General features: G+C 49.3%; 18 protein-coding genes. 14 read left to right on the plus strand and 4 right to left on the minus strand.

What is annotated here, in order from left to right; genetic code table 11:
• Positions 1 to 9 precede the first annotated feature (9 nt).
• Entirely contained in the window at positions 10 to 414 is a 405-nt protein-coding gene (locus IC229_RS15480; protein WP_223834008.1) for a hypothetical protein, read from the minus strand.
• Between the two features lie 417 nt (positions 415 to 831).
• Positions 832 to 4263, minus strand: a complete 3432-nt coding sequence (gene ileS / locus IC229_RS15485; RefSeq protein WP_190887906.1) for an isoleucine--tRNA ligase — start codon at positions 4261 to 4263, stop codon at positions 832 to 834.
• A gap of 202 nt (positions 4264 to 4465) precedes the next feature.
• Here ileS and IC229_RS15490 point away from each other — a divergent pair, with 202 nt between their 5' ends.
• From IC229_RS15490 to IC229_RS36130, 7 genes are all read left to right on the plus strand, one after another.
• Complete coding sequence (locus IC229_RS15490) at positions 4466 to 4630, plus strand: hypothetical protein (protein ID WP_190887907.1); 165 nt, start codon at positions 4466 to 4468, stop codon at positions 4628 to 4630.
• Positions 4631 to 5031: 401 nt separating this feature from the next.
• Positions 5032 to 6144 carry a DUF2911 domain-containing protein gene (locus tag IC229_RS15495; protein ID WP_190887908.1) on the plus strand — a complete coding sequence of 371 codons (1113 nt, stop codon included), beginning with the start codon at positions 5032 to 5034 and terminating at the stop codon, positions 6142 to 6144.
• 98 nt (positions 6145 to 6242) lie between these two features.
• Positions 6243 to 6614, plus strand: a complete 372-nt coding sequence (locus IC229_RS15500; protein ID WP_190887909.1) for an HPF/RaiA family ribosome-associated protein — start codon at positions 6243 to 6245, stop codon at positions 6612 to 6614.
• 151 nt (positions 6615 to 6765) lie between these two features.
• Positions 6766 to 6963: a hypothetical protein gene (locus IC229_RS15505; RefSeq protein ID WP_190887910.1), complete on the plus strand. Its 198-nt coding sequence runs from the start codon at positions 6766 to 6768 to the stop codon at positions 6961 to 6963.
• 7 nt (positions 6964 to 6970) lie between these two features.
• The gene (locus IC229_RS15510; protein ID WP_190887911.1) at positions 6971 to 7225 is read left to right on the plus strand and encodes a hypothetical protein; all 255 of its coding nucleotides are present in this window, start codon (positions 6971 to 6973) and stop codon (positions 7223 to 7225) included.
• Positions 7226 to 7264: 39 nt separating this feature from the next.
• Positions 7265 to 7561: a hypothetical protein gene (locus IC229_RS15515; RefSeq protein ID WP_190887912.1), complete on the plus strand. Its 297-nt coding sequence runs from the start codon at positions 7265 to 7267 to the stop codon at positions 7559 to 7561.
• Between the two features lie 27 nt (positions 7562 to 7588).
• Complete coding sequence (locus tag IC229_RS36130; RefSeq protein ID WP_190887995.1) at positions 7589 to 8032, plus strand: phytanoyl-CoA dioxygenase family protein; 444 nt, start codon at positions 7589 to 7591, stop codon at positions 8030 to 8032.
• Between the two features lie 152 nt (positions 8033 to 8184).
• On the opposite strand, the gene IC229_RS15525 is transcribed toward IC229_RS36130, so the two are convergent.
• Complete coding sequence (locus IC229_RS15525) at positions 8185 to 10665, minus strand: ribonucleoside-diphosphate reductase subunit alpha (protein WP_190887913.1); 2481 nt, start codon at positions 10663 to 10665, stop codon at positions 8185 to 8187.
• Between the two features lie 603 nt (positions 10666 to 11268).
• On the opposite strand from IC229_RS15525, the gene IC229_RS15530 reads away from it, so the two are divergent.
• From IC229_RS15530 to IC229_RS15560, 7 genes are all read left to right on the plus strand, one after another.
• A complete protein-coding gene (locus IC229_RS15530; protein ID WP_190887914.1) occupies positions 11269 to 11511 on the plus strand; it encodes a type B 50S ribosomal protein L31 in 243 nt (80 codons plus the stop codon).
• 243 nt (positions 11512 to 11754) lie between these two features.
• The gene (locus IC229_RS15535) at positions 11755 to 12444 is read left to right on the plus strand and encodes a response regulator transcription factor (protein WP_190887915.1); all 690 of its coding nucleotides are present in this window, start codon (positions 11755 to 11757) and stop codon (positions 12442 to 12444) included.
• 88 nt (positions 12445 to 12532) lie between these two features.
• A complete protein-coding gene (locus IC229_RS15540) occupies positions 12533 to 13900 on the plus strand; it encodes a sensor histidine kinase (RefSeq protein ID WP_190887996.1) in 1368 nt (455 codons plus the stop codon).
• Between the two features lie 195 nt (positions 13901 to 14095).
• Entirely contained in the window at positions 14096 to 15379 is a 1284-nt protein-coding gene (locus IC229_RS15545; protein WP_190887916.1) for a TolC family protein, read from the plus strand.
• Positions 15380 to 15495: 116 nt separating this feature from the next.
• Positions 15496 to 16575 (plus strand): efflux RND transporter periplasmic adaptor subunit, encoded by a 1080-nt coding sequence (locus IC229_RS15550; protein WP_190887917.1) that lies wholly within the window; start codon positions 15496 to 15498, stop codon positions 16573 to 16575.
• A gap of 63 nt (positions 16576 to 16638) precedes the next feature.
• Positions 16639 to 19767 carry an efflux RND transporter permease subunit gene (locus IC229_RS15555; protein WP_190887918.1) on the plus strand — a complete coding sequence of 1043 codons (3129 nt, stop codon included), beginning with the start codon at positions 16639 to 16641 and terminating at the stop codon, positions 19765 to 19767.
• 203 nt (positions 19768 to 19970) lie between these two features.
• Entirely contained in the window at positions 19971 to 20714 is a 744-nt protein-coding gene (locus IC229_RS15560; protein WP_190887919.1) for an acyl-[acyl-carrier-protein] thioesterase, read from the plus strand.
• Positions 20715 to 20830: 116 nt separating this feature from the next.
• On the opposite strand, the gene IC229_RS15565 is transcribed toward IC229_RS15560, so the two are convergent.
• Positions 20831 to 24319, minus strand: a complete 3489-nt coding sequence (locus tag IC229_RS15565) for a PVC-type heme-binding CxxCH protein (RefSeq protein ID WP_190887920.1) — start codon at positions 24317 to 24319, stop codon at positions 20831 to 20833.
• Positions 24320 to 24339 lie beyond the last annotated feature (20 nt).

Genomic DNA, 24339 nt, shown 5'->3' on the forward strand with positions numbered 1-24339 from the left:
TGCCGCCGTTTATCGGCTGATTGTCAGTAAGGAACGGTGCATTCGTAGAAGATACCGAACAGGCCAGTCGTTTTTGTTGTACGATTCGAGCTGACTGGTTTTCAGCAGCAGCATTCGCTCGATCCGTCGTCGTTCGTCGGCAGGAAGCGTTTTCATACGCGAGGGCATATCGTCCAGTACCTGACTTAATTGAATGCTGGCCGTTGACGGCAACGCAAAAAGAGACGCCAGTCGTTCGACATCCGACAGTTTCCAAAGATCGGGTTTAGCCCGACGATTCCGGATGGCATTGCCACTAAGTCCGATCGAAATTCCTAACTGTTCATCATTGAGTGGGCACTCCCGTAACCGCCACATAACGGCCTGATAATTATTGACGAATGAGTGCAGCGTTGTGCGTAAATAATCGATCAAAGTCGTACAAGATTAAAAGTGAACGTAGTATTTGTCCATACCAAATGGTGTAAACCCTTGCGCGATTTCGTGCTACGCAGCTATGCCCGCAGGGTAATCAGGGATAATGACTACTGGAATAATTAGCCTTATACAACATTCATGCCGTTGCACGATTTACTCGAATTGTTTATATAAATTATTGATTTTAAATGAGTTACTAAAACAGACCTATTAACCTTTTGGTTAGACGTTTCTTTGTCATGCTGAGGCACAAAGCATCTTAAAGTACCCAAACCTGAGAGTAAGGAAACGTGAAGATACTTCGTGCCTCAGCATGACAAAAAAACGTCTGACAAAGAAAAAGGGCACCTCCCAAATTTGAGAGATACCCTTTTGAGTACTACGTTCTTTATGATACGTAGCGAACGTAAATCGTTACGCCTTATCTACTTTGATACGTAGTCGGAATTCGTCCATATCAATTTCCGTTGCCGAACCGTTCAAATCTGGCACCAGTTCGAGCGAAACGGCCTGAACTTCCTGACTGATGTAATCCCGGTTGGTTTCGATAGCGGTCGCCAGTACCGCATCGTTACGTTCGAGCTGAATTTTTATCTTGTCGGTCACGGCAAAATCGCGGTCTTTACGCAGATTCTGTACGCGGTTCACAAAATCGCGGGCGATACCTTCGCTACGTAGTTCGTCCGTTACGTTCACGTCGAGGGCAACCGTCAGACCGCCTTCGCTGGCCACCAGCCAGCCGGGAATATCTTCGGTCTGAATTTCGACATCAGCCAGACGTAGTTCGTACTCGCCAATTTTCAGGTAATCAGTCCCTTCCAGTTCACGAAGTTGTTCTTCATTCATGGACGTAATGGCTGCTGCTACGTCTTTCATCTGCTTTCCGAATTTCGGACCCAACGCCTTGAAGTTCGGTTTCACTCGTTTCTTCAGAATTCCGCTGGCATCGTCGACAAACTCGACCGCTTTTACGTTCACTTCCGACATAATAATCGGTGCTACGTGCAAAAGTTGTCGACGCGTATCAGCATTCAAAACCGGAATCAACACACGGCTAAGTGGCTGACGTACTTTCAGTTTGTGGCCTTTCCGCAAGGAGTGTACCAGCGACGAAACACCCTGAGCGCCATCCATCGACTCTTCCAGCTCGATATTAATCAGCGACTGGTCAGCCTTCGGAAAATCTGTCAGGTGAACCGACGTAGCGCCTTCCGTAAGATTCCGATACAACCAGTCCGCGTAGAACGGCGCGATGGGCGACATCAGTTGAGCCACCGTAGTCAGACACTCGTGCAGAGTCTCGTAAGCAGCCCGTTTGTCGGTCGTCATTTCGCCGTCGGACGTGACCGAAAGGTCGGCCCCGCCCAGCCAGAAACGCCGACGCGATAACCGAACGTACCAGTTCGAGAGTTGATCGTTCACAAAATCCTGAACAGCCCGGCCTGCTTTAGTCGGGTTGTAGCTGTCGAACTGGCGTTCCACTTCCTGAATGAGCGATTGCAGTTTCGAGATAATCCAGCGATCAAGCTCGGGCCGCTCGGCTACAGGAACGGTACGTCCGGCAAACGAGAAATTATCCAGATTGGCGTAAAGCGCGAAGAAATTATACGTATTCGACAACGTACCGAATAACTTCCGCTGCACTTCACCAATGCCGTCAATATTGAATTTCAGGTTATCCCAGGGCTCGGCGTTGGTGATCATGTACCAGCGCGTCGCATCGGGACCATACTGCGCCAACGTAGCAAACGGGTCAACAGCGTTACCCAACCGTTTCGACATTTTGTTGCCGTTTTTATCAAGCACCAACCCCGTAGATACTACGTTCTTAAACGCCACTGAATCAAACAGCATTCCCGCAATAGCGTGAAGCGTAAAGAACCAGCCGCGCGTCTGGTCGACACCTTCCGAGATAAAATCAGCCGGAAACGCTTTTTCGAAAATATCCTTATTCTCAAATGGATAATGCCATTGCGCATAGGGCATCGCACCCGAATCGAACCAGACGTCGATCAGGTCAGACTCACGCTGCATGACGTTGCCACTGTCCGAAACGAAATACACCTCATCGACGTAAGGCCGGTGCAGGTCATAATCTCCCAGAGAAAGCTGATGCAGGAAAGCTCCGTTTTTGCTACGTTGCTCATCGGTCAGGGCATCGCTCCACTGCGCTTTTTGTACGCGTTCTTTCAATTCTTCCACCGAACCAATACACACTTCTTCGCCCGTTTCGCTACGCCAGATCGGCAACGGCGTTCCCCAGAAACGACTGCGACTCAGGTTCCAGTCAACCAGGTTTTCGAGCCAGTTGCCGAAGCGACCCGTTCCGGTGCTTTCGGGTTGCCAGTTGATGGTTTTGTTCAATTCGACCAACCGATCTTTTGCCGCGGTTGTGCGGATAAACCAGCTATCGAGCGGATAGTATAAAATCGGTTTATCGGTCCGCCAGCAGTGCGGGTACGGGTGTTCATATTTCTCAACGCGAAAGGCTTTGTTTTCTTCCTTTAGTTTGATCGCAATCAGTACGTCGGTTGGTTTGAAATCAGGGGCGTCGCGTTCTTCATCGGAATAATATTCCTCCTTAACGTAGCGTCCGGCAAAATCCGTGATTTCATCCACAAACAGACCGTGTTTATCCACAATCGGTACGTCCTTACCGGTTTCATCCTTCACCATAATGGGAGGAATTCCGGCAGCCTGCGCCACGCGAAAGTCGTCAGCCCCGAACGTTGGCGACGTATGTACGACACCGGTACCATCTTCTGTCGTTACGAAATCACCCAAAATCACCCGGAAAGCGGGAACTTCAGGCGTTACGTAGGGCAGCAATTGTTCATACTCGATTCCTTCGAGATGCGCGCCTTTGAACTCCGAAACAACATACCACGGAATAACTTTGTCGTTTGGCAGATACGCGTCGAAGGCCGGACTCTTTGGGTCGGTCTGATGGCCTTTTTCGTTAAACCAACGGCTCACCAACGCCTTCGCCAGTACTACGTGGATTGCCTCAAACGTGTACGGATTGAATGTCTTGACCAGTACATAGTCGATGTCTTTCCCAACTGTCAGGGCCGAGTTAGCGGGTAACGTCCAGGGCGTCGTTGTCCAGGCCAGAATATAGATATCGGCATCGGCCGAATCGAAGAACAGAAATCCTGATTTACCCGTTGGCTTCACCTTAAACTGGGCTACTACGGTCGTATCGCGCACATCTTTATACGTACCGGGCATATTTAATTCATGCGAACTCAGGCCCGTTCCCGCCTTGGGTGAATACGGCTGAATGGTGTACCCTTTATAGAGTAAACCTTTATCGTACAGCTGTTTGAGCAACCACCAGACGGATTCAATGTATTCATTTTTATACGTAACGTAGGGATTGTCGAGATCGACCCAGTAGCCCATTTTCTGGGTCACTTCGTTCCATTGGTCGGTAAACCGCATTACCGTTTCGCGGCATTTGCGGTTATATTCCTCTACGCTGATGCCTCCCTCCGATTCAGGTTTGCCGATATCGTCTTTCGTGATACCAAGCTCCTTTTCGACCTGCAACTCAATGGGCAGCCCATGCGTATCCCAACCGCCTTTCCGTTCGACCTGAAAGCCTTGCAACGTTTTGTACCGGCAGAAAATATCTTTAATTGTCCGGGCCATGACGTGGTGAATACCCGGCGTTCCGTTGGCCGACGGCGGACCTTCGTAGAACGTAAACCGGAGCTCCGGACCGTTTGGCTTCCCATCGCGAATGGCGACGGATTGCTCAAATATCTGATTCTGATTCCAGTAGGTCAAAACCTCGGCCGCGATCTTCGCGTAATCGAGGGACTCATATTGCTGATACTTCACGGCTGAGAGAATCAAAACGGCCTAAATCGCTCTGTTTGCGTCAGCAGCGACTTGGCCGGTAAAAAAATAAGTGCAAAGATACGGAAATTTGCCGCAACGGGCAGACTACGTATGGGTTCAGATTTCTCGTTACCTTTGTTTAGTAAGTAAACAAAACGCATCGGTCAGAACGTTCATAGATTAGGTCGCTGCATTTATCAAGATGGAAAACAACCTGCAAACCCCGCTTACCGAACCTCAGTTAGAGTTGCTGAAGATGTTCTCGCACAAGGTTGATGATGCGGATTGGATAGCCATTAAACGCATGATTGTGAAGTATTTCGCACAAAAAGCGATCAACGGCGCTGATCAGGTTTGGGAGGAGTAAGGCTGGGATGGTAAGAAAATTGAAGAAATCCTAAATACCCATCTGCCTACCACTACTGTTTTGTTGAAAAGAAGCTTTCAAAATTCAGGAAACAACTTGAAAATGAACGCTTTTGTCATGCTGACGAAGGAAGCATCTTAACGTTCCCTAATTTGCTCGTTAGGATATGTTAAGATGCTTCCTTCGTCAGCATGACAAAAAAGGCGTTAAAGATTGAACCGTTTCAAAAACTGAGTTATGTGCCTTTGTGACGTTAGACTCTCACGTCTGCGGTTTGGTGGTTTACCACATAACGTATCAGCAAAACCGTTCATCTAATTCGCCTTGCCTGCTTAGTCTGGAAATCAGTATTTTGGAGGTTATTGAACAACCGTTTACTAAACTCCATTTTCAAACTAATCATGCGAAAAATTACCTATCTGTTCAGTGCAGCCGCGCTATGTTTAAGTTCGCTGTCTGCCGTTGCCCAGCTTATATTTCCAGCCGATGGCGGCAACAAAAAAGCGTCTGTCTCCGAACGTATCGGCATCACCGACGTAACGATTCACTACGACCGACCCGCCGTGAAAGGTCGCGAAGGAAAAGTCTGGGGTGAACTGGTGCATTATGGTTACAAAGATTTAGGATTTGGTTCCAGTAAAGAATCTCCCTGGCGGGCGGGGGCCAACGAAAACACTACTATTACGTTCAGCACCGACGTGAACGTAGAAGGCAAACCACTGGCAGCGGGTACGTATGGTCTGATGATGGGCGTTCAGGAAAATGACGTAACGGTGATTTTTTCGAAGAATGCTACGTCCTGGGGCAGCTACTTTTACGATCCCAAAGAGGATGCGCTACGTGTTTCGGTGAAACCGCTGAAAAATCAGCCGTCGGTGGAACGACTCAAGTATGAGTTCATGAACGAAACCGACAGTTCGGCGGTCATTGCCTTGCTATGGGAAAAATGGACAATTCCATTTACGGTTTCGGTTAACCTCGTGCAAACGCAGCTGGCTTCGCTACGTAACGAACTACGGAGCGAAAAAGGGTTCCGCTGGGATGCCTATCAGCAAGCGGCTAATTACGTAGCGGACCATAAAACTAACCTTGAAGAAGGACTGCGCTGGGCGGATTATTCCATCAACGGACAGTTTGTTGGCGAAAAGAATTTCAGTACGTTACAAACCAAAGCCCGGCTCCTTGCTATGCTAAACCGAACAGCCGAAGCCGACGCGCTTATGAAAGAAGCCCTGCCGATGGCCAACATGCAGCAGGGCTATCAATACGGCCGACAGTTGATTAACCAGAAAAAAGGTAAAGAAGCACTCACGTTTTTTCAGGATTATGCAAAAAAATACCCTAACGTATTCACGGCGAACATGGGCCTGATGCGGGCTTACTCGGCGGTAGGCGATTACAAATCGGCCACCGACTGGGGCAAAAAAGCACTCGCTGTGGCTCCTGATAACAACAACAAAGCCAACGTTGAGCGCTTACTAGGTCAGTTGCAGCAAGGGAAAGATGTGAATTAATTGGCGACGTTGGTACAAACAAAATGACGCTATCAGGCTTTATAGAGAAAAGCTGCCACTATGAACGGGCAGTTAACTCAACGTAAAACCACAGTGCCATGCAATCAGACGAAAGTTTAGACAATGTACGCTTAGATATTGAAGCCGTAGGGTTCACTCTGGACGACGATATGCGGGCCTCCGTCCTGGATGCGCTCACCAAGCTTCGACGTTTCTACAAAGGCGATGTTATCACAGCCGATGTGTATCTGAAAGTAGAACCGAGTCAACGTAGCAACAACCGACACGTAGGCATCAAATACGGCATCCCTGGTAACGATGCTTTCGCCGAAGACTCCGGCGATAACTGGTATGAGCTAATCAATAACGTAGTGGGCAAGCTCCAACGCCAGTTAGAAAAGCGTTTTGGTAACCACACCCACGACCACCGCGCTAACATCGACGAAATCGACCCAGCCAGTTTAGTTTAATTTTAGGGTTTGTAAATATAACCGCCCGGTTTTCGCAGAGAAGGCCGGGCGATTGATTGTTACTGATAGCTACCCCGAAGTAATTAATATATCATTTGGCTATAATAGTTTATTTAAGTATGTTTGATGACCCATCCGTAACAACCCAAGTATGAGTGATGAAGAACGCGCTGAGTGGCTGGCTCAACGTAAACGATTAGTTTTCTATTTTGAAGAAACTCAACAACAAATTATTGATTACCCAGCTAAAGCAAACGATGAAGATTACTTGTTTCTGACTCGGAAAGCCATTTATTATCAGGATATGATTAATAAGTTAGATGACCTCTTAAACTCAGGCGATAACTAAAAAAGCTATGCAAACGACACTTCACACCCTTATTGATCAGTATAATGCAACCAGTAATGAGGCTGAACAACAATCAATCAAAAATCAAATTCACTTACAGTATTACCATGCTTCTGCCGCTGAACGGCAAGCCGTCCGAGATAGTATGCAACCCTTCTTAGATGAGATTGAACAGGAAATGATTGAAAAAGACCCAATCGCTCGACAGACCTACGAAATGTTAAAACGCTTTGAGGCTTCGAAAGCGGTGGCTGGGCATTGATATAGATTTACTCCCACAATAAGTCAGGATCTTACTTTAATGTTTAGTCAGGCTAGAACCGATTTAGCAGAAAAAGGCTTTACCATCATTCCCGATTTCTTTACGGATGAAGTGCTTCACGCATTTACAGAAGCTATTGAACAAGCATCAGCAATAAGTCCTAATTTCCGGCGTACTACCGATTTATTCGCTATTCGTAACTTATTACAGGAAGTCCCGATTTTGCCTGAGCTCCTCTGGACTATCCCATTTAACCGCTTACTCGATACTGTAGTTGGCTACGGCTACGATTGTGTAAAAGGCATTTATTTCGACAAACCCGCCCAATCGAATTAGGTTGTACCTTATCATCAAGATTTACAGATTTCGGTAGATCGTCAAGAGCAAGTAGCCCACTGGACTAATTGGAATTCACGACATGGGTCATGGTCAGTTCAGCCTTCCCATTATTATCTTAATTACCTGTACACAGTTCGTATTCATCTAGATTATTGTGATGAGAAAAATGGTGCCCTGAAGGTTATTCCAGGCTCTCATCGACTAGGCATCTTACCCGATGCTGACTTACAGACGTTAAACAAAAGCCAAGCAACAATTTGCGCTGTACTTAAAGGTGGGCTTTTGATCATGAGACCGCTCTTAGTACATGCGTCAGGCAAAAGCACCAGTAACACGAACCGGCGTGTCATTCATTTAGAACTAACTGACCGGCAACTTCCTAAAGGTTTGCAGTGGCGCGAATTCTCTCGTCGTTGGACGAAGATAGGTTATACACGGAAGATGCTTACTCTTAATTCACTTCCTTAGAATCTTCAAAAGTGGTTAGTATTCAGTCCAAATAGCAAACTGAATCAGTCTGTCAATCATTCGCTGTAAATCGATCAAATGGCAAATAAAAACTCCCGGCCATGTGAACCACAGCCGGGAGCAGAAACTTGAATCCTTAAATCAAAACTCGTTTACGAACCACACATCTCGCAACCTTCCGGGTCATCGAGCGAGCAGGTCATGGCGGCATATTGCTGTTCTAAATCTGTAACCATTGGTACAGGCGCTGGCGTTGCGTTGGTCGCATGTTCTTTGGCGTATTGCGCGTAATCAAGTGGTTTCTCAACGGGCGCGGTTTCGGCCAGGGCGGGTTCGAGTTGGGGTTCGGCTTGTGGTTGTACTACGGTGAACTTCACAGCGTCGGCAGCGGCTTTCGTGCGGAGGTAGTACATACCTGTTTTCAGGCCCGCTTTCCAGGCGTAGAAGTGCATCGATGTCAGTTTGCCGAAGTTCGAATCCTGAATGTGAATATTCAGCGACTGTGACTGGCAAATGTAGGCACCCCGGTCGGCAGCCATGTCGATGATGTGCTTCTGCTTAATCTCCCAAACCGTTTTATACAGGTCTTTGATGTTCTGCGGAATGTTCGGAATCTGCTGCACCGAACCATTGGCCAGAATCAGGTTATTCTTCATGGCGTCGTTCCACAAGCCCAGTTTCACGAGGTCTTTGAGCAGGTGTTTGTTCACCACCACGAATTCGCCCGACAGTACGCGACGGGTGTAAATGTTGCTGGTGTAGGGCTCAAAGCATTCGTTGTTACCCAGAATCTGCGAGGTTGATGCGGTTGGCATCGGTGCTAACAGCAGCGAGTTCCGAACGCCGTGTTCTACTACGTCCTTGCGCAGGCTTTCCCAATCCCAGCGACCTGATTTTGGTTTCACACCCCACATATCGAACTGGAAAACACCCTGCGAAATCGGCGACCCTTTCCAGGTTTCGTACGGTCCGTACTCTTTCGCCTGTTCCATCGACGCCGTCATGGCACCGAAGTAGATCGTCTCGAAAATATCCTCGTTCAACCGACGCGCTTCATCCGACTCGAACGGCATACGTAGCATGATGAACGCATCGGCCAGCCCCTGCACACCCAAACCGATTGGCCGGTGGCGCATGTTGCTCCGACGGGCTTCTTCAACCGGGTAGTAGTTGATATCGATAATTTTGTTGAGGTTGCGTGTAGCCGTTTTCGTTACCTCATACAGTTTCTGGTGATCCAATCGCATAATGCCATCTGGATCACGTTTGATGAACTTCGGCAGCGCGATAGACGCCAGGTTACAAACCGCTACTTCGTCGGCAGCCGTATATTCGATAATCTCGGTGCAGAGGTTCGACGACTTAATGGTACCCAGGTTTTTCTGGTTCGATTTTTTGTTAGCCGCGTCCTTATATAACATGTAAGGCGTGCCGGTTTCCGTCTGCGATTCCAGAATTTTGAACCACAATTCCTGCGCTTTCACTGTCCGACGTGCGCGGCCTTCACGTTCATACCGTTCGTATAAAGCTTCGAATTCATCGCCGTAGCAATCGGCCAGGCCGGGGCATTCGTGCGGACAGAACAACGACCAAACGTCATCCGCTTCCACGCGCTTCATGAACAAATCGGGCGTCCAGAGTGCGTAGAACAGGTCGCGGGCGCGACCTTCTTCCTTGCCCGAGTTCTTTTTCAGATCCAGAAACTCAAAAACATCAGCGTGCCAGGGTTCCAGATAAATCGCAAACGAGCCTTTCCGCTTTCCACCTCCCTGATCAACGTAACGAGCCGTATCGTTGAAGACACGTAGCATTGGCACAATTCCATTAGAGGTTCCGTTAGTGCCTTTAATGTACGTACCCGTTGCCCGAACGTTGTGAATGCTCAAACCAATACCACCCGCCGACTGCGAGATTTTGGCCGTCTGCTTCAACGTATCATAAATACCATCGATGGAGTCATCTTTCATCGTCAGCAGGAAGCAACTCGACATTTGCGGCTTCGGCGTACCGGCATTGAACAACGTAGGCGTTGCGTGCGTGAACCACTTCTCCGACAGCAGGTTATATGTTTCAATGGCCGCGTCGATATCTTCCTGGTGGATTCCGACAGCTACACGCATCAGCATGTGTTGCGGGCGTTCGGCGATACGTCCGTCGAGTTTCAGCAGGTACGATTTTTCGAGGGTTTTGTAGCCGAAATAATCATAGCCGTAATCCCGGTCGTAAATGATCGTTGAATCGAGCAAGGCCGCGTGCTGACGTACCACTTCATACACTTCCCGCGAAATCAGTGACGCATTTTCGCCGGTTTTTGGGTCTTCGTACTGGTACAGTTTTTTGATGGTACCGGAGAACGATTTATTCGTCTCCTTGTGCAGGTTCGAGATGGCAATCCGGGCGGCCAGAATGGCGTAGTCCGGGTGCTTGGTGGTCATCGATGCCGCTGTTTCAGCAGCCAGGTTATCGAGTTCGGTGGTTTTAACACCGTCATAGAGACCGCTCACGACTTTTACGGCAACTTCAACAGGCTGAACATAAGCAGGGTCGAGACCGTAACATAGTTTTTCGATTCGAGCGGTGATTTTGTCGAACTTGACAGACTCCCGACGGCCATCACGTTTAAGTACGAACATGAGTAGATGGGCTAGTTATGTATGGAAAAATGATTGGTACAAATTGAAAGTTGAAGCGGATTATTGACTCGATTTGGTCGTTAAGAAGAAGCGAGCCTGCCAGGGCAACAATTACAAAGTAACTCCAGAAAATAATTCATAGAATTAAACATACTGACAGCGCACGGCGTGTTAAAGTTCTATTGAATCAGACGGAAAAACAACTCAGAAGGTTCGATGATTTTGGTCAATCCTGAAAACATACAATTCTAAGAAGTAGGTTAAGAAATTGTTAAGTCATCATCCTGAACGACTTACCAACAGTCTTACTTCAGAAATAATCTAAGAAAATAAACAGCGATTTTTTATAGAAGACAACGAGGTCAGAAACTGAGCAACGCTGTTCTTGACAGGGAGATAAAACCGTTTGGAAAAGTAACAAGAAAAGTAACCCAATGCAAGGGATTATGACCTGATTGTTAGTAAACGGGGGTATTTACTGTGTTCATAATCAGCTTATAAAAGAAGCATTAAAAACGTTTGACAATCCTCAAAAAACGCCGTACATTTGCAGTCCTTTTCGGTCGGAAACCGAGAAGATGACAAGAAACTGAGCATTAAATCATGAAAAAGGGCATTCACCCGGATTACCGCGATGTGGTATTCCACGACCTGTCGAGCGATTATAAATTCCTGACGCGCTCAACAGTTCAGACCAGAGACACCATCGAGTTCGAAGGTAAAACCTACCCACTCGTTAAGATTGAAGTTAGTTCGCAATCGCACCCTTTCTATACCGGCAAGAACGTACTGCTCGATACTGCCGGTCGGGTCGATAAGTTCCGCAAGCGCTACGGCACGAAATAAGCGGTTCTACAACCTCAATTACCACGCTCCCCTGTTGCGCCAACGTAACAGGGGAGTTTTTTTTAGCAATTTGCTACGTTGGTCATAAATTGTCAGTTGCCGTCGTTCTGATCCAACTTGAACTATCTATAATTTACAGGATAATCGATTGATTTTAAGTGTACTGCTGTCGCATGGAGCTTCGACAGCAGTACGTTCACATAGTCATAATTCACGTTAATCCATTGACGTATCGCTCTCCAGATGAAAAAAATCCTGATTATTGAAGACGACCGACGTATCGCCCAGAACATCAGCCGGGGGCTTCAGGAAGAAGGGTATTCCACCGAAGTGGTGTATGAAGGGCTCAATGGCCGCCAGATAGCCTTACAACCCGGTATCGATTTGCTAATCCTGGATATTAACCTGCCGGGGTTGAATGGCTTTGAAGTCTGTCGGAGTGTGCGGTCGGAGAAACCAAACTTGCCCATTATTATGCTTACGGCACTGGGCGAGATTGAAGATAAAGTCGAAGGGCTGTCGCTGGGGGCCGACGATTATCTGGTAAAGCCTTTCGATTTCCGCGAGCTGGTCGCCCGTGTAGCCACCTGTTTCCGGCGGGCGTCGCATACGACCGAAACCAGCCGCGAGGAAGTCTGGCAGGTAGCAAATCTGACGGTGAACGTAACAACTAAAGAAGTCAGGCGTAATAACACGCTGATCGATTTGACAGCCCGCGAATTTGCCCTACTCGAATACCTGATGCGGAACAAAGGCCGAGTTCTCTCGAAAGCCGATATTGCCGAAACCGTCTGGAATCTCAATTTCGACCCTGGTACCAACGTAGTGGAAGTCTACGTAAATTACCTGCGCAAAAAAATAGATCGCGACTTCGAACCCAAGCTCATTCACACCCGCCCCGGACTGGGGTACGTAGTGAAAGAAGAAGCGTAGAGCAGAGGGCATAGGGGTAATGGCATAGGGTAAACGTTCCAATCCCACGCCCTTCGCCCCATGCCCCATGCCCTCACCCCCATGCTCTATGACCATTCGTAACCGCATCGCGCTTCAGTTCTCGCTCATTGTAGCTTCTATTCTGGTGGTGTTTTCGGTGCTGATTTATTTTATTTCGGCAACGTATCGGCGGGAGGAATTTTATGACCGATTGAAGAACAAAGCGCTCACAACGGTTCGCTTTCTGATTGAAGTGAAAGAGGTAGATCAGAAGCTACTCAAAATTATCGACCGTAATACGTTGACGGCGCTGTTCGACGAGAAAGTGCTGGTTTTCGATGCCAAAAACAAGTTGATCTATGCCAGCGTCGATGATCAGGTCATTCATTTTGAGTCTTCCTTATTAGATGAGGTACGTCAGCGGAAAGAGGTTGAAACGTTTAGCGGGCATAATGAACTGGTCGGTTTGCTTTACCAGCACGACGATCGCAATCTGGTGGTGCTGGCATCGGCCTATGACAAATTCGGGGAAAGTAAATTAGACAACCTCCGCCTGACTCTGGGATGGGGGCTTTTTGTCGGTATAAGTATTAGTATCGGGCTGGGAATTTTCTTTGCGGGGCAGTCGCTACGTCCTATCAGCCAGATTAATGAGCAGGTATCGACCATCACGGCCCGCAATCTTCAGCAACGCCTGGACGAGGGCAATCGTCAGGACGAAATTGCCCGGCTGGCCATCAATTTTAATACGGTACTGCAACGGCTGGAGCAGGCTTTCGACCAGCAGCGAAGTTTTGTTTCACACGCATCGCACGAGCTTCGAACTCCTTTGGCCGCCCTGAAGTCGGAAATACAACTGGGCCTGCGCAAACGGCTGACGGTAGGCGAATATGAGGAAATTCTAACGAACCTGATGTCAGACACAGACCGCCTTATTGGTCTGACTAACAGCCTGTTGTTTTTGGCCCGCACGATGGAGTCGAGTAGTCATGTCCTCTTTCAACGGGTACGTATCGACGATGTTATTTTCGTAGCGAAAGACGAACTGGTTGGAGCTAAATCAACGTATCGGATTGAGGTCGATTATCAGAACATCCCTGAAACCGAAACGGAAACCGTTGTTTACGGAAACGAGGATTTGCTCAAGCAAGTCTTGTTGAACCTCTTCGATAATGCCTGTAAATATTCGTCCAATCAAACGGCTCAGATACGTATCAGCACCAACGCCCAACACTGCCAGATTAGCATTGAAGATCAGGGCATTGGCATGAGCGCTGAGGATGTCCAGCATATTTTTGAGCCCTTCTACCGCGCCCAGAACGTACTGGAGTATGACGGTTTCGGGATTGGGCTATCGATTTCGGCCAAGTTGATCGAACTGCATCGGGGCACACTTGCCGTCGAAAGCCAATTAGGGAAAGGAAGCAAGTTCACCATTTCACTACCACATCTGTAAACTGGTAGTCATTCTCAGCGTGTGGCCCAAACAGACAGAGCCTGTTTGGGCCACACGCTGAGAATGACTACCAATGACAATCTTCACAGCTTTTCTCTAATATTTTTCTAATGTTTTTTTAAAGCCTCTATAATCCGGTTCTAATCCTGTCTTAATGTAGGTTAAAGACATTTGTAGCCCAACATCCAGTTCTCTATGCGGCTACTACTTTTTGTCTTCGTAGCTACCCTGTCTTTACCTGACTTTTCATTTGCTCAGTTACAAACGACTTCGGCGTTGCAGCAGGATTCGCTTCGCTTGACGCTACGTCAGGCCGACAGCCTGTTTGTAAAAAACAACCTTCTGTTGCTCGCCGAGCGATTTCGATTGGAAGCCAGTCAGGCGCAGGAATTGCAAGCCAGTTTATACGACAATCCGACCGTCAGTCTGGAGGTGAGTGCGTACAACGGTGATGCCCGGCGCGTGCTGGACGTAGGGCGTCAGGGCGAAAAAATCGTTGGTATACAACAGCTTCTGTACACCGCTGGCAAACGTAACAAACGGATTGCGCTGGCCGCCGAAGCTACCCGACTTACGCAATTTGAAGTACTGGATTTGCTACGTGGTCTCCGCTTTGATCTCCGAAGCCGATTCTATTCGATTTATTTTCAGCAAAAAACACTGGCCCGGTTCAACCAGCAACTTACTACGTTGCAGAATACCGTAACGGCTTACGAAGTGCAGTATAATCGAAACAACGTATCACTGCGCGAGCTGCTACGTCTGAAAGCCCTTCTGTTCCAGATCAGTAATGACCGTACGGCTATTCTGTTTCAACTCGCTGATGATCAGCGTGCCCTACGAACGTTGATTAGTGTAGATCAGCCTGTTAGGCCAGTAGTAATTGACGAAACGTTGGCGCAGTACAAATTACCGATCCAGTCGGAAGATACACTCCAGCAGATAGCCCTACGAAACCGCCCTGACCTGAGAGCATCGGAGTCGCTCAGCAAACAAGCCGAACTGAATTATAACCTGCAACGAGCCCTGGCAACCCCCGATTTGCGGGTAGGCGGTACGTATGACCAGGCCGGTAGTTACGTCCAGAACTATGTTGGTTTGTCAGTTTCAGCTGATCTTCCGGTTTTCAATCGCAATCAGGGAGCGATTCGGGCGGCACGTAGCCAGATCAGTTACCAGAACCAGTTGCAGCGGCAGAAAGTCGTGCAGGTAAACAACGAAGTGGCGACCTCTCTCCAGAAAGTCCGGGAAGTCGAACGACGGGTGCAATCAGTTGAGGGACAGTTTACGGAACAGTTCGATGAATTGAACCGTGGAGTGGTCACCAGTTTTCAGAAGGGGAATATTTCACTACTCGAATTTGTCGATTTGATTGAAGCGTACAACGACAGCATCAGCCAGCTCAACCGGCTGAAAGCCGACCGGGTGAGTGCATACGAAGAGTTGAACTACCTCATTGGGGAAGATTTATTTAAGTAAATGGAGAATGTAGAATGCGTGATGAGGTTGTCCCAGACATCATCACTTAATACAAATTGCTCATTACCCATTTAATTAGAAACCACAGATAACCGGACGTATCAACCGGAATAACCATGAAAACCACTCTTTTTTTACTCATCAGCAACGTAGCACTCCTGATTTCCTGCGGGCCAAAACCCGAACCCGAACAGGAAAAAGCGTTTATGCTGTCGGATACGATGATGCACCGGATTTCAATCGACAGCGTAACCACGCAGCCGGTACGTAGCGAACTCACCTTGGTGGGCAAAGTGATGGCCGACGAAAACCGCGTCATTAAAGTCTTCCCACTGGTTGGCGGCAACGTAGAGGACGTAAAGGTTGAACTGGGCGACTACGTTCGAAAAGGTCAGACAATTGCTTCCATTCGGTCGGGCGAGGTGGCGGATATCGAACGGCAGGGGATTCAGGCCCGATCGGATCTGCTGCTGGCCGAAAAAAACCTGCGCGTTGCTCAGGACCTGTTCGAAACCAAACTCACGTCGCAACGCGAAGTTGTAGCCGCTCAGAAAGAAGTGGAAAAAGCGCAGGCCGAAGCCAATCGGGTTGCTGAAGTATCCCGGATTTACGGGCTGGGGAAAACGTCGATGTATACGGTTAAAGCGCCCATCGACGGCTACGTGATCGAGAAAAACGTGAACCGGGGTATGCAGCTACGTTCCGACAACGCCAACAATCTGTTCACCATTGGACAAATCAGTGAAGTTTCGGTATTGGCCAACGTCAACGAAAGCGATATCGGGCGGGTACGTATCGGCATGGATGCAACGATTCAGACACTTAGCTATCCAGATGAATTATTCCGGGGCAAAGTTGATAAAATCTATACCGTCCTCGATCCCGGCACCAAAGCCATGACCGTTCGTATTCGACTGGGAAACAAGGGCATGAAGCTACGTCCGGAGATGCACGCCACTGTTACGTTGCATTACGAAGATGGCGGGCAAATGGCTACCGTACCGGCTGGCTCGGTGATATTCGACCAGTCGAAACACTTTGTCATGGTGTTCCGAAGCCGCTCCGACATCGACACCCGCGAAGTCAACATCCTGAAATCGGTGGGTGATGTAGCCTACATTAAATCCGGCCTGAAACCGGGCGAACGAGTGATTTCCAAAAACCAGCTACTGGTCTACGACGCGATAAACGACTAAATGGCATAGGCTCAGGGCATAGGGTAAATTACAACCCTGCCCTCTGCCCTTACCCCTCTGCCAATGAACAAATTCATTCGGGATGTTGTCGGTTTCTCGCTGAAGAACCGCTTCTTCATATTTTTCATGACCATCGGACTGGTGATTGCCGGTGTGGTCAGCTATCTGAATACCCCACTCGAAGCCTTTCCCGACGTCACCAATACGCAAATCATTATCGTAACGGAATGGAACGGCCGGTCGGCGGAAGAAATCGAACGGTTCGTGACGGTGCCGATTGAGGTCGCCATGAACTCGGTGCAGCGAAAAACCAATGTCCGTTCCATCACCATGTTCGGCCTCAGCATCATCAAGGTGATTTTTGATGATGACGTAGAGGATTTTTTCGCCCGACAGCAGGTTAATAACCAGCTCCGAACGGTTTCGCTCCCCGAAAATGTTGAACCCGACGTTCAGCCACCTTACGGCCCTACGGGTGAAATTTTCCGCTTTACCCTTAAATCGGCTTCCCGCGACAGCCGCGAATTACTTACCCTACACAACTGGATCATCGACCGCCAGCTACGTTCCGTGCCGGGTATAGCCGACGTAGTGGCCTTCGGAGGACGGGAAAAGAGCTATGAAATTCGGGTAAATCCCACGCAGTTAGCCAAATACGACATTACGCCACTGGAAGTGTATCAGGCGGTTACACGTAGCAACATCAACGTCGGCGGTGATGTAATCGAACGTAACGGGCAAGCCTACGTAGTACGCGGCATCGGTTTACTCACGTCGATTCAGGACATCGAAAACCTGATTGTAGAAGACCTCGACGGTAATCCGGTGCTGGTGAAGAACGTAGCAGAAGTGGCCGAATCGAATCTGCCCCGCGTCGGGCAGGTGGGTCTGGACGCCAACGACGACGTAGTGGAAGGCATCGTGGTGATGCGGAAAAACGAAAACCCGAGTGAAGTGCTGGCCCGCACAAAAGCCAAAATCGATGAGCTCAACGAACGCATATTACCCTCTGACGTCAAGATGGTTACGTTCTACGACCGCGACAATCTGATTAGTTTCTGTACGCGAACGGTGCTGCATAACCTCACCGAAGGGATTATTCTGGTCACGGTCATCGTGTTCCTGTTCATGGCCGACTGGCGCACCACGGTCATCGTCTCCATCATTATTCCGCTAGCCCTGCTGTTTGCGTTCATGTGCCTGCGGATACGTGGTATGTCGGCGAATCTGCTCTCGATGGGCGCAGTCGATTTCGGTATCATCATCGACGGCGCTGTGGTAATGGTCGAAGGAATTTTCGTTACGCTCGACCACCTGGCCCATCAGACGGGTATGAGCAAGTTCAACCGGATGTCGAAACTGGGGCTTATCAAGAAAACAGGTGGTGAATTGGGCAAAGCCGTTTTCTTCTCTAAGCTTATCATTATCACGGCCTTATTACCCATCTTCTCATTCCAGAAAGTAGAGGGTAAAATGTTTTCGCCCCTGGCCTGGACACTCGGCTTTGCTCTCCTTGGCGCGCTGCTGTTTACCCTCACGCTGGTGCCGTTGCTGTGCTCTATTCTTCTGAAGAAAAATGTGCGGGAGAAAAACAATCCGCTGGTCAATTTCTTCAATCGGATCGTGATGGCAGGTTTCAATCGATGCTACGCTAATCGACGACTCAGTTTGCTGGCGGCAATTCTATTTATGAGTGCTACGTTCGCATCGGCCACGCTCATGGGTACGGAATTTCTGCCGACGCTCAACGAAGGGGCCCTTTGGGTAGAAGCCAAATTGCCTATGAGTAGTTCGCTGAATCAGACGGTGGGAATGGTGAAAATTCTCCGAAAAAAACTGATGGAATTCCCCGAAGTAAACGGCGTATTGTCGCAAACGGGACGTTCCAACGATGGCACTGACCCATCGGGATTTTACTACGTGCAAATGCAGGTGAACCTCAAACCCAAAGACGACTGGAAACGTAAGATCACGACCGACCAGCTGATTGAGGAAATGGACGCGAAGTTGAAGCAGTTTCAGGGCATTAACTACAACTACTCACAGCCCATTATCGACAACGTAGCAGAAGCCGTTGCGGGGATGAACGCCAGTAACGCCGTCAAAATTTTCGGTGATGACCTTAACGAATTGAACAAACTGGCCAATACAGTCCTTGGCGCCATCCGCGACGTACCGGGCGTGAAAGACGTGGGTATTCTTCGAAACATCGGCCAGCCCGAAATCAGCGTTCTCTTTCATGACCACAAAATGGCCCTTTACGGCGTATCTCCGGCTGATGCACAGGCGGTTATCGAAATGGCGATTGGTGGCAAAACGGCGTCGATTCTGTACGAGGGCGAACGCAAATTCGATATTCGGGTCCGTTACGATGAGCGTTACCGGAAAACCGAAGACGATATCATGCGGCTGATGGTACCAACGCTACGTGGCAGTAAAATCCCACTGCGTGAAATTGCTACAATCCGTGAAGTAACCGGCCCTGCTTTTGTCTATCGCGACAACAATAAACGATTTATTGGCGTGAAGTTCTCGGTGCGCGAACGCGATTTGGGTAGTACTATTGCCGATGCCCAGCACCGGGTCAACGCGGCTCTAAAAAGCCTGCCCAAAGGCTATTCCATCAACTGGACTGGCGAATTTGAAAACCAGGTACGGGCAACCGGACGGCTGGGGCAGGTGGTCCCGCTAAGTTTAGCCGCCATTTTCGTTATCCTCTTTGTTCTGTTTGGCAACGCCAAAGACGCCGGACTGGTACTACTTAACGTACCGTTTGCCTTGATTGGCGGTATTCTGGCCATCCACATAACGGGCATCAACTTTGGCATTTCGGCAGGGGTTGGATTCATTGCCCTTTTTGGTATCTGCGTGCAGAATGGCGTCATTCTGATCTCGGTTTTCAATAACAATCGGCAGCAGAAAATGCCTCTCGACGTAGCAATTCGGGAAGGTGTTCAATCGCGGATTCGTCCCGTGATTATGACAGCACTCATGGCCGCCATCGGTCTGTTGCCAGCCGCCGTATCGACGGGAATTGGCTCCGAAACGCAGAAACCACTCGCCATCGTTGTGATCGGCGGACTGATTACGGCAACCATTCTGACGCTGCTGATTTTCCCGATTATCTACCGAATGTTTTACCGGCACAACATGACGCACAAGCCTAAATCGCTGGCGGTTGCGGTGGAGTAAAGCTGTGCACTTCGAATAAAAACGTATCGATCTTCTTTGTTACAAGTGCAGAAGTATTGATACGTTTTTGTCATTCTGAGGAACGAAGAATCTTAAGGCGTCCTGACTTTAGCGTTTAGAAACGTTAAGATTCTTCGTTCCTCAGAATGACAAAAACGGCACTTTTCAACCTGTACTCTAACAGGCCTTTGTACCTTTGCAACATGGCTTTTATGCAGACCGATACGTTCACGCTACGTGGCTATGAGTGCGATGCCTTCGGGCGAATGAGTGTGACTGCCCTGATGAACCAGATGCAGGAATCGGCAAACCGAAATGCGATTGATTACGGCATCGGTATCAGCGATCTGGCGCAACGAGGGTTTGGCTGGATGCTCATGCGGTTTCATCTTCGGATGCACCAGTACCCGCGCTACGGGCAAACCATCCGCCTGACTACGTATCCGACGCTTGTTGAGAAGTATTTCATCTACCGCGATTTTCAGGTACTGTCCGAAGATGGTACGTTACTGGCCGATGCCGCCAGTACGTGGCTGGTGTTTGGGATGGAAAAACGGGCGATGGTTCCCCTCCCCGATTTTATTCGTCAGTTGACTCCGCCAACGATTCTTGAACCACTTCCCAAGCTGTCAACCAAGCCTGATTTCTCCACTACGTCTTTCTCGCCTGATACCGAAAAATTGGTTGAGGTTGGCTGGCTGAGCATCGACCAGAACCACCATGTTAACAACGTAGCGTATGTCGGCTGGCTGCTCGAAGCCGTTCCCGATACGTTGCTGCAAACGCAGGAATTAGCCGAGCTTGATTTAGTGTTCCGAACCGAAAGCCACTGGCGCGATCAGCTCAACATTCAGTCAGTAGCCGAAACCACAGAGACGCTGTTGCACCGAATCATTCAGCAGGAATCTGGAAAGGAAGTGCTGCTGGCACAAAGCCGGTGGCGGTAGAAATTTTTTGTCATGCTGAGGCACGAAGCATCTTAACGTTTCCTAACGAGCTAGTAAGGACGCTTTAAGATGCTTCGTGCCTCAGCATGACAAAAACCGCATGACAAAAAAGGTACCTACCGTCCCATAATGAGCCGGGTTTGGGCGGGCGATTGCGGAGCGTCCTGAAGCTGAATAGCCAGTTTTTCGTCTTTAAACTGCGATCTGTCGATGGTTAACGTAATGGTTTGCACACCCTGCGGCAACTCAGCAATTGCTCCTTTTGGGGTCAATTTCAGAGGTCTCTGTCCAGCCCAGGCGGTTACGCCAGCAGTCGAGTTTAGGGCTAGCTCTACGTTTCCTTTGCTCACAACCTCTACGTCGAACCGCACGATACTGTATTTTTTGGTTGGACTCACCTCAATAATCGGCAATTCGCTAATCGGCAACCCACCTGATACGTTGCTGTAAATAGGCGTGAAGGGAAGCTTTCCGTTGTCTTTTGCTACGTACCCAGCATCTGCCGCAATTTTCTGAGTTAGTTCTTTCGATCCTGAAACCGTACTCCAACGCCGGACAAATCGGGCCGTCGGTACGCGAAAATCTCCTGACTCACCAATTTTCGACAGGAATCCAATCAGGTTGATGAATTCTTCTTTTTCAAGACCCGCCGTCAGTCCAGCGGGCATCAGTGAACCGGGCGTTTTTTCGACGGTGTTAATCTGGTTTTTGGGGATGGCAATCTCCGTACCCGCTACGTCACGTACCACGACTTCTGACGTACCGTTGCTGACCAGATAGGCCATCATTTCACTGCCATCTTTTTTTACGATACGTTGCAGTTCGTACCCTTCTTTGATGGATAACGTGGGATAAAGCACCGACCGGATGATCGTCTCGACCGGCGAACTCGTACCCAGACTGCTCAAATCAGGGCCGATACGTCCCCCCGCTCCGCCAATGGCATGACAGGTCTGGCAAAGTAACTCACTTCTTCGAAATACCTTTTCGCCCAGCATCGGATTGGCCGACTGGCTAATGGTTTTCGCCAGCGCCGTAATTTCCTGATCGTTGAGTTGCTGCGGCATTCGCTCGACGGGTAACGTACCACCCGACGCTTCGAATGCTTTTATTAAATGCAGCGTCTCATCGGTTCGTTGCCGATTCCACGGAATGTTACGCGGCATCAGTTGGCGACCGGCTTTCGCAACTTGTTCGGGTATTTTTTTAGCGTCAATAGCGTCAGCTAATGCCTGCGTGGTTTCTTTTTTCGCGAAAAATGCCTGAAATAATTCGGTTGCATCGGTTTCGGCGGGTAGTGTTCGCAGGAGGTCTGTGCCGATACGGGCCGCTTCGGCTGCATCCAGCGACATCAGTTGAGCTGTAGCCAGCAGACGCAACTCCGCCGTATTTTTCGGGCCACTCATATCGACCAGAATCTTTTTGGCGTTGTCGTTACCCATTGAAGCAAGGGCACCTAAGGCAGCTTTTTTAATGGGCTTACTGCCCTGCCGAATCAGACTGACCAACTTGTCATTCAGAGATTCCAGCCGCCATAATCCAGCCAACTGAATCGCGCTCGTGGCAACAGCTTCGTCGTCGCTGGTGATGAAATTGGCAATTCGGTTCAGGTCGTTGGTTGGCTTTACGTTACGTTGGCGAGCAGCATCGGCTAGGGCGCTCAGTCGGGCTGCGGTGTTTTTGTCGCGTGCGCCATATCCCTGCACCGTCATATCGAACAACGTAGTGAGTTCGGCGGGTTTACCGTATTTGGCAATCGACGCCAGAGCATCTTTCTGATACTCGTCGGGTATTTGGCCTTTTTGATAGAGCTGCGTTAGCTGGGTAGCCGCTTCGGCATTACTCAGTGATTTAAGCGCAAAAGCTGTTTTTCGAGAATCACCTAAAAAATTAGGGTCGGTTTTCAGGCGGTTGGCCCATTGCGGCTCCAGTTCACGAATGGTTTGCCAGAGCGCGAAATCCAGAAATTCGTCCATCGGCTGATCCAGCGCGCTCAAAGCGGTTTTGGCTGCTTCGGGCGATGCTACGTTGCGTAGGGCAATAACCGCTTCCAACCGAACGCGAGGATGCACGTCCGCTACCGCCTTCGACAACAAAGTCGGCTCATCTTTTATTTTGCCATGCCACAACCGGAATGCACGTACCGCTGCCGCCCGCGCATCAGGTTTTTCCGCTTTCAACAGTTTCAGCAATAGCGGCTCATTCACTACGTCAAGGGTTTGATACGTCCAGAGGGCTTCGAGTAGCAAATGTTCATTGTCAGCGTCTTTAGTATCTAGCTTAGAAACCCACTGTTCTAGTACGGGAATTACCTCTTTGGCGCCGTGTCGTTTGAGTACCTGCTTGGCCTGTAGGCGAGTCCAGTCTTCGGGCTGACGTAGCGCGTCGAGCAGTTCCTGAACACTAGCTTTTTCCAGTTGCGGCTTTTTAACCAGCGGGCGATTTTTTGCCACAATCCGCCAGATACGTCCGTGCTGCTGATCCCGGCGTGGGTCGTGGAAATCCACTTCGCCGTGCTGAATGATGGGATTGTACCAGTCTGCTACGTAGATCGCGCCATCGGGCCCAACCGAAATATCGACCGGACGAAACGCTACGTTGTCGGTCCACATCAGGTCTTCCAGTTGGCGGGATGCAAAGCCGCTGCCCTGCTCTTCCAGCTTGAATCGATTGATTCGGTTCGCACGAAAGTCGTTGGTGATCAAACTGCCCTGCCAGGCTTCGGGCAGATGTCGCCCTGAAATAACGTCTAGCCCGCTATGTTTCGGCTGACCGGGATTCAGACCACGCAGGATACGTTCTGCACCGGGAGCGGTCAGGAACGTAGCACCCGGAAAGGCGTAGTTGATGCCTTCGAAACCGGCACCATCAGTCAGAAACGTAGTGCCCCAACGCGTGAACTGCAAACCCCACGGATTGACCAGCCCTTTGGCATACACATCGAGGTCAAGTTTTTCGGGACGTAGCTGCCAGACACCCCCGCCCTCAAGGCGCTTGATACCCGACGGCGTTTCGACGTGACTATATATATATATGGACTGGTTGAAATACAAGCTTCCCTCCGGGCCCCAACGAAACGTATGAATCAGGTGGTGCGTATCGGCCGTGCCAAAACCACTCAGAATCCGGCGTTTTTTATCCGCTTTTCCGTCGCCATCCGTATCCGCGAAATGCAGAATCTCCGTCGAGTTTGCTACGTATACGCCACCGTCACCCGGCAGAATACCCGTTGGCGTCAATAGCCCTTCAGCGAAAATGGTCGATTTATCGGCCTTGCCATCGCCGTTGGTGTCTTCCAGAACAAAAATTTTGTCGTTGGCCTGTTCGCCGGTTTTCAGATGCGGGTAAGCCGTACTGCTCACTACCCACAGTCGCCCTTCACTGTCCCAGTTCATTTGAATGGGTTTCGCTACCATTGGCTCAGCCGCAAACAGCGTTACTTCAAAGCCGTCGGCAATCTTGAACGATTCGAGTTCGCGCTTTACGTCCGGGTCGGGCACGTCGTCGGGGTTATTGTCCTGAGTAACTAATGCGGTCGTCAGCAGAATGACGGGAATGAGCAGACTTTTCCGCAGAAAGGATTTTATGGAGTTAATTCGTTGCATGGTCTCTATTTTCGCGAGTC

The organism is Spirosoma profusum (assembly GCF_014699005.1).
GTDB lineage: Bacteria > Bacteroidota > Bacteroidia > Cytophagales > Spirosomataceae > Spirosoma > Spirosoma profusum.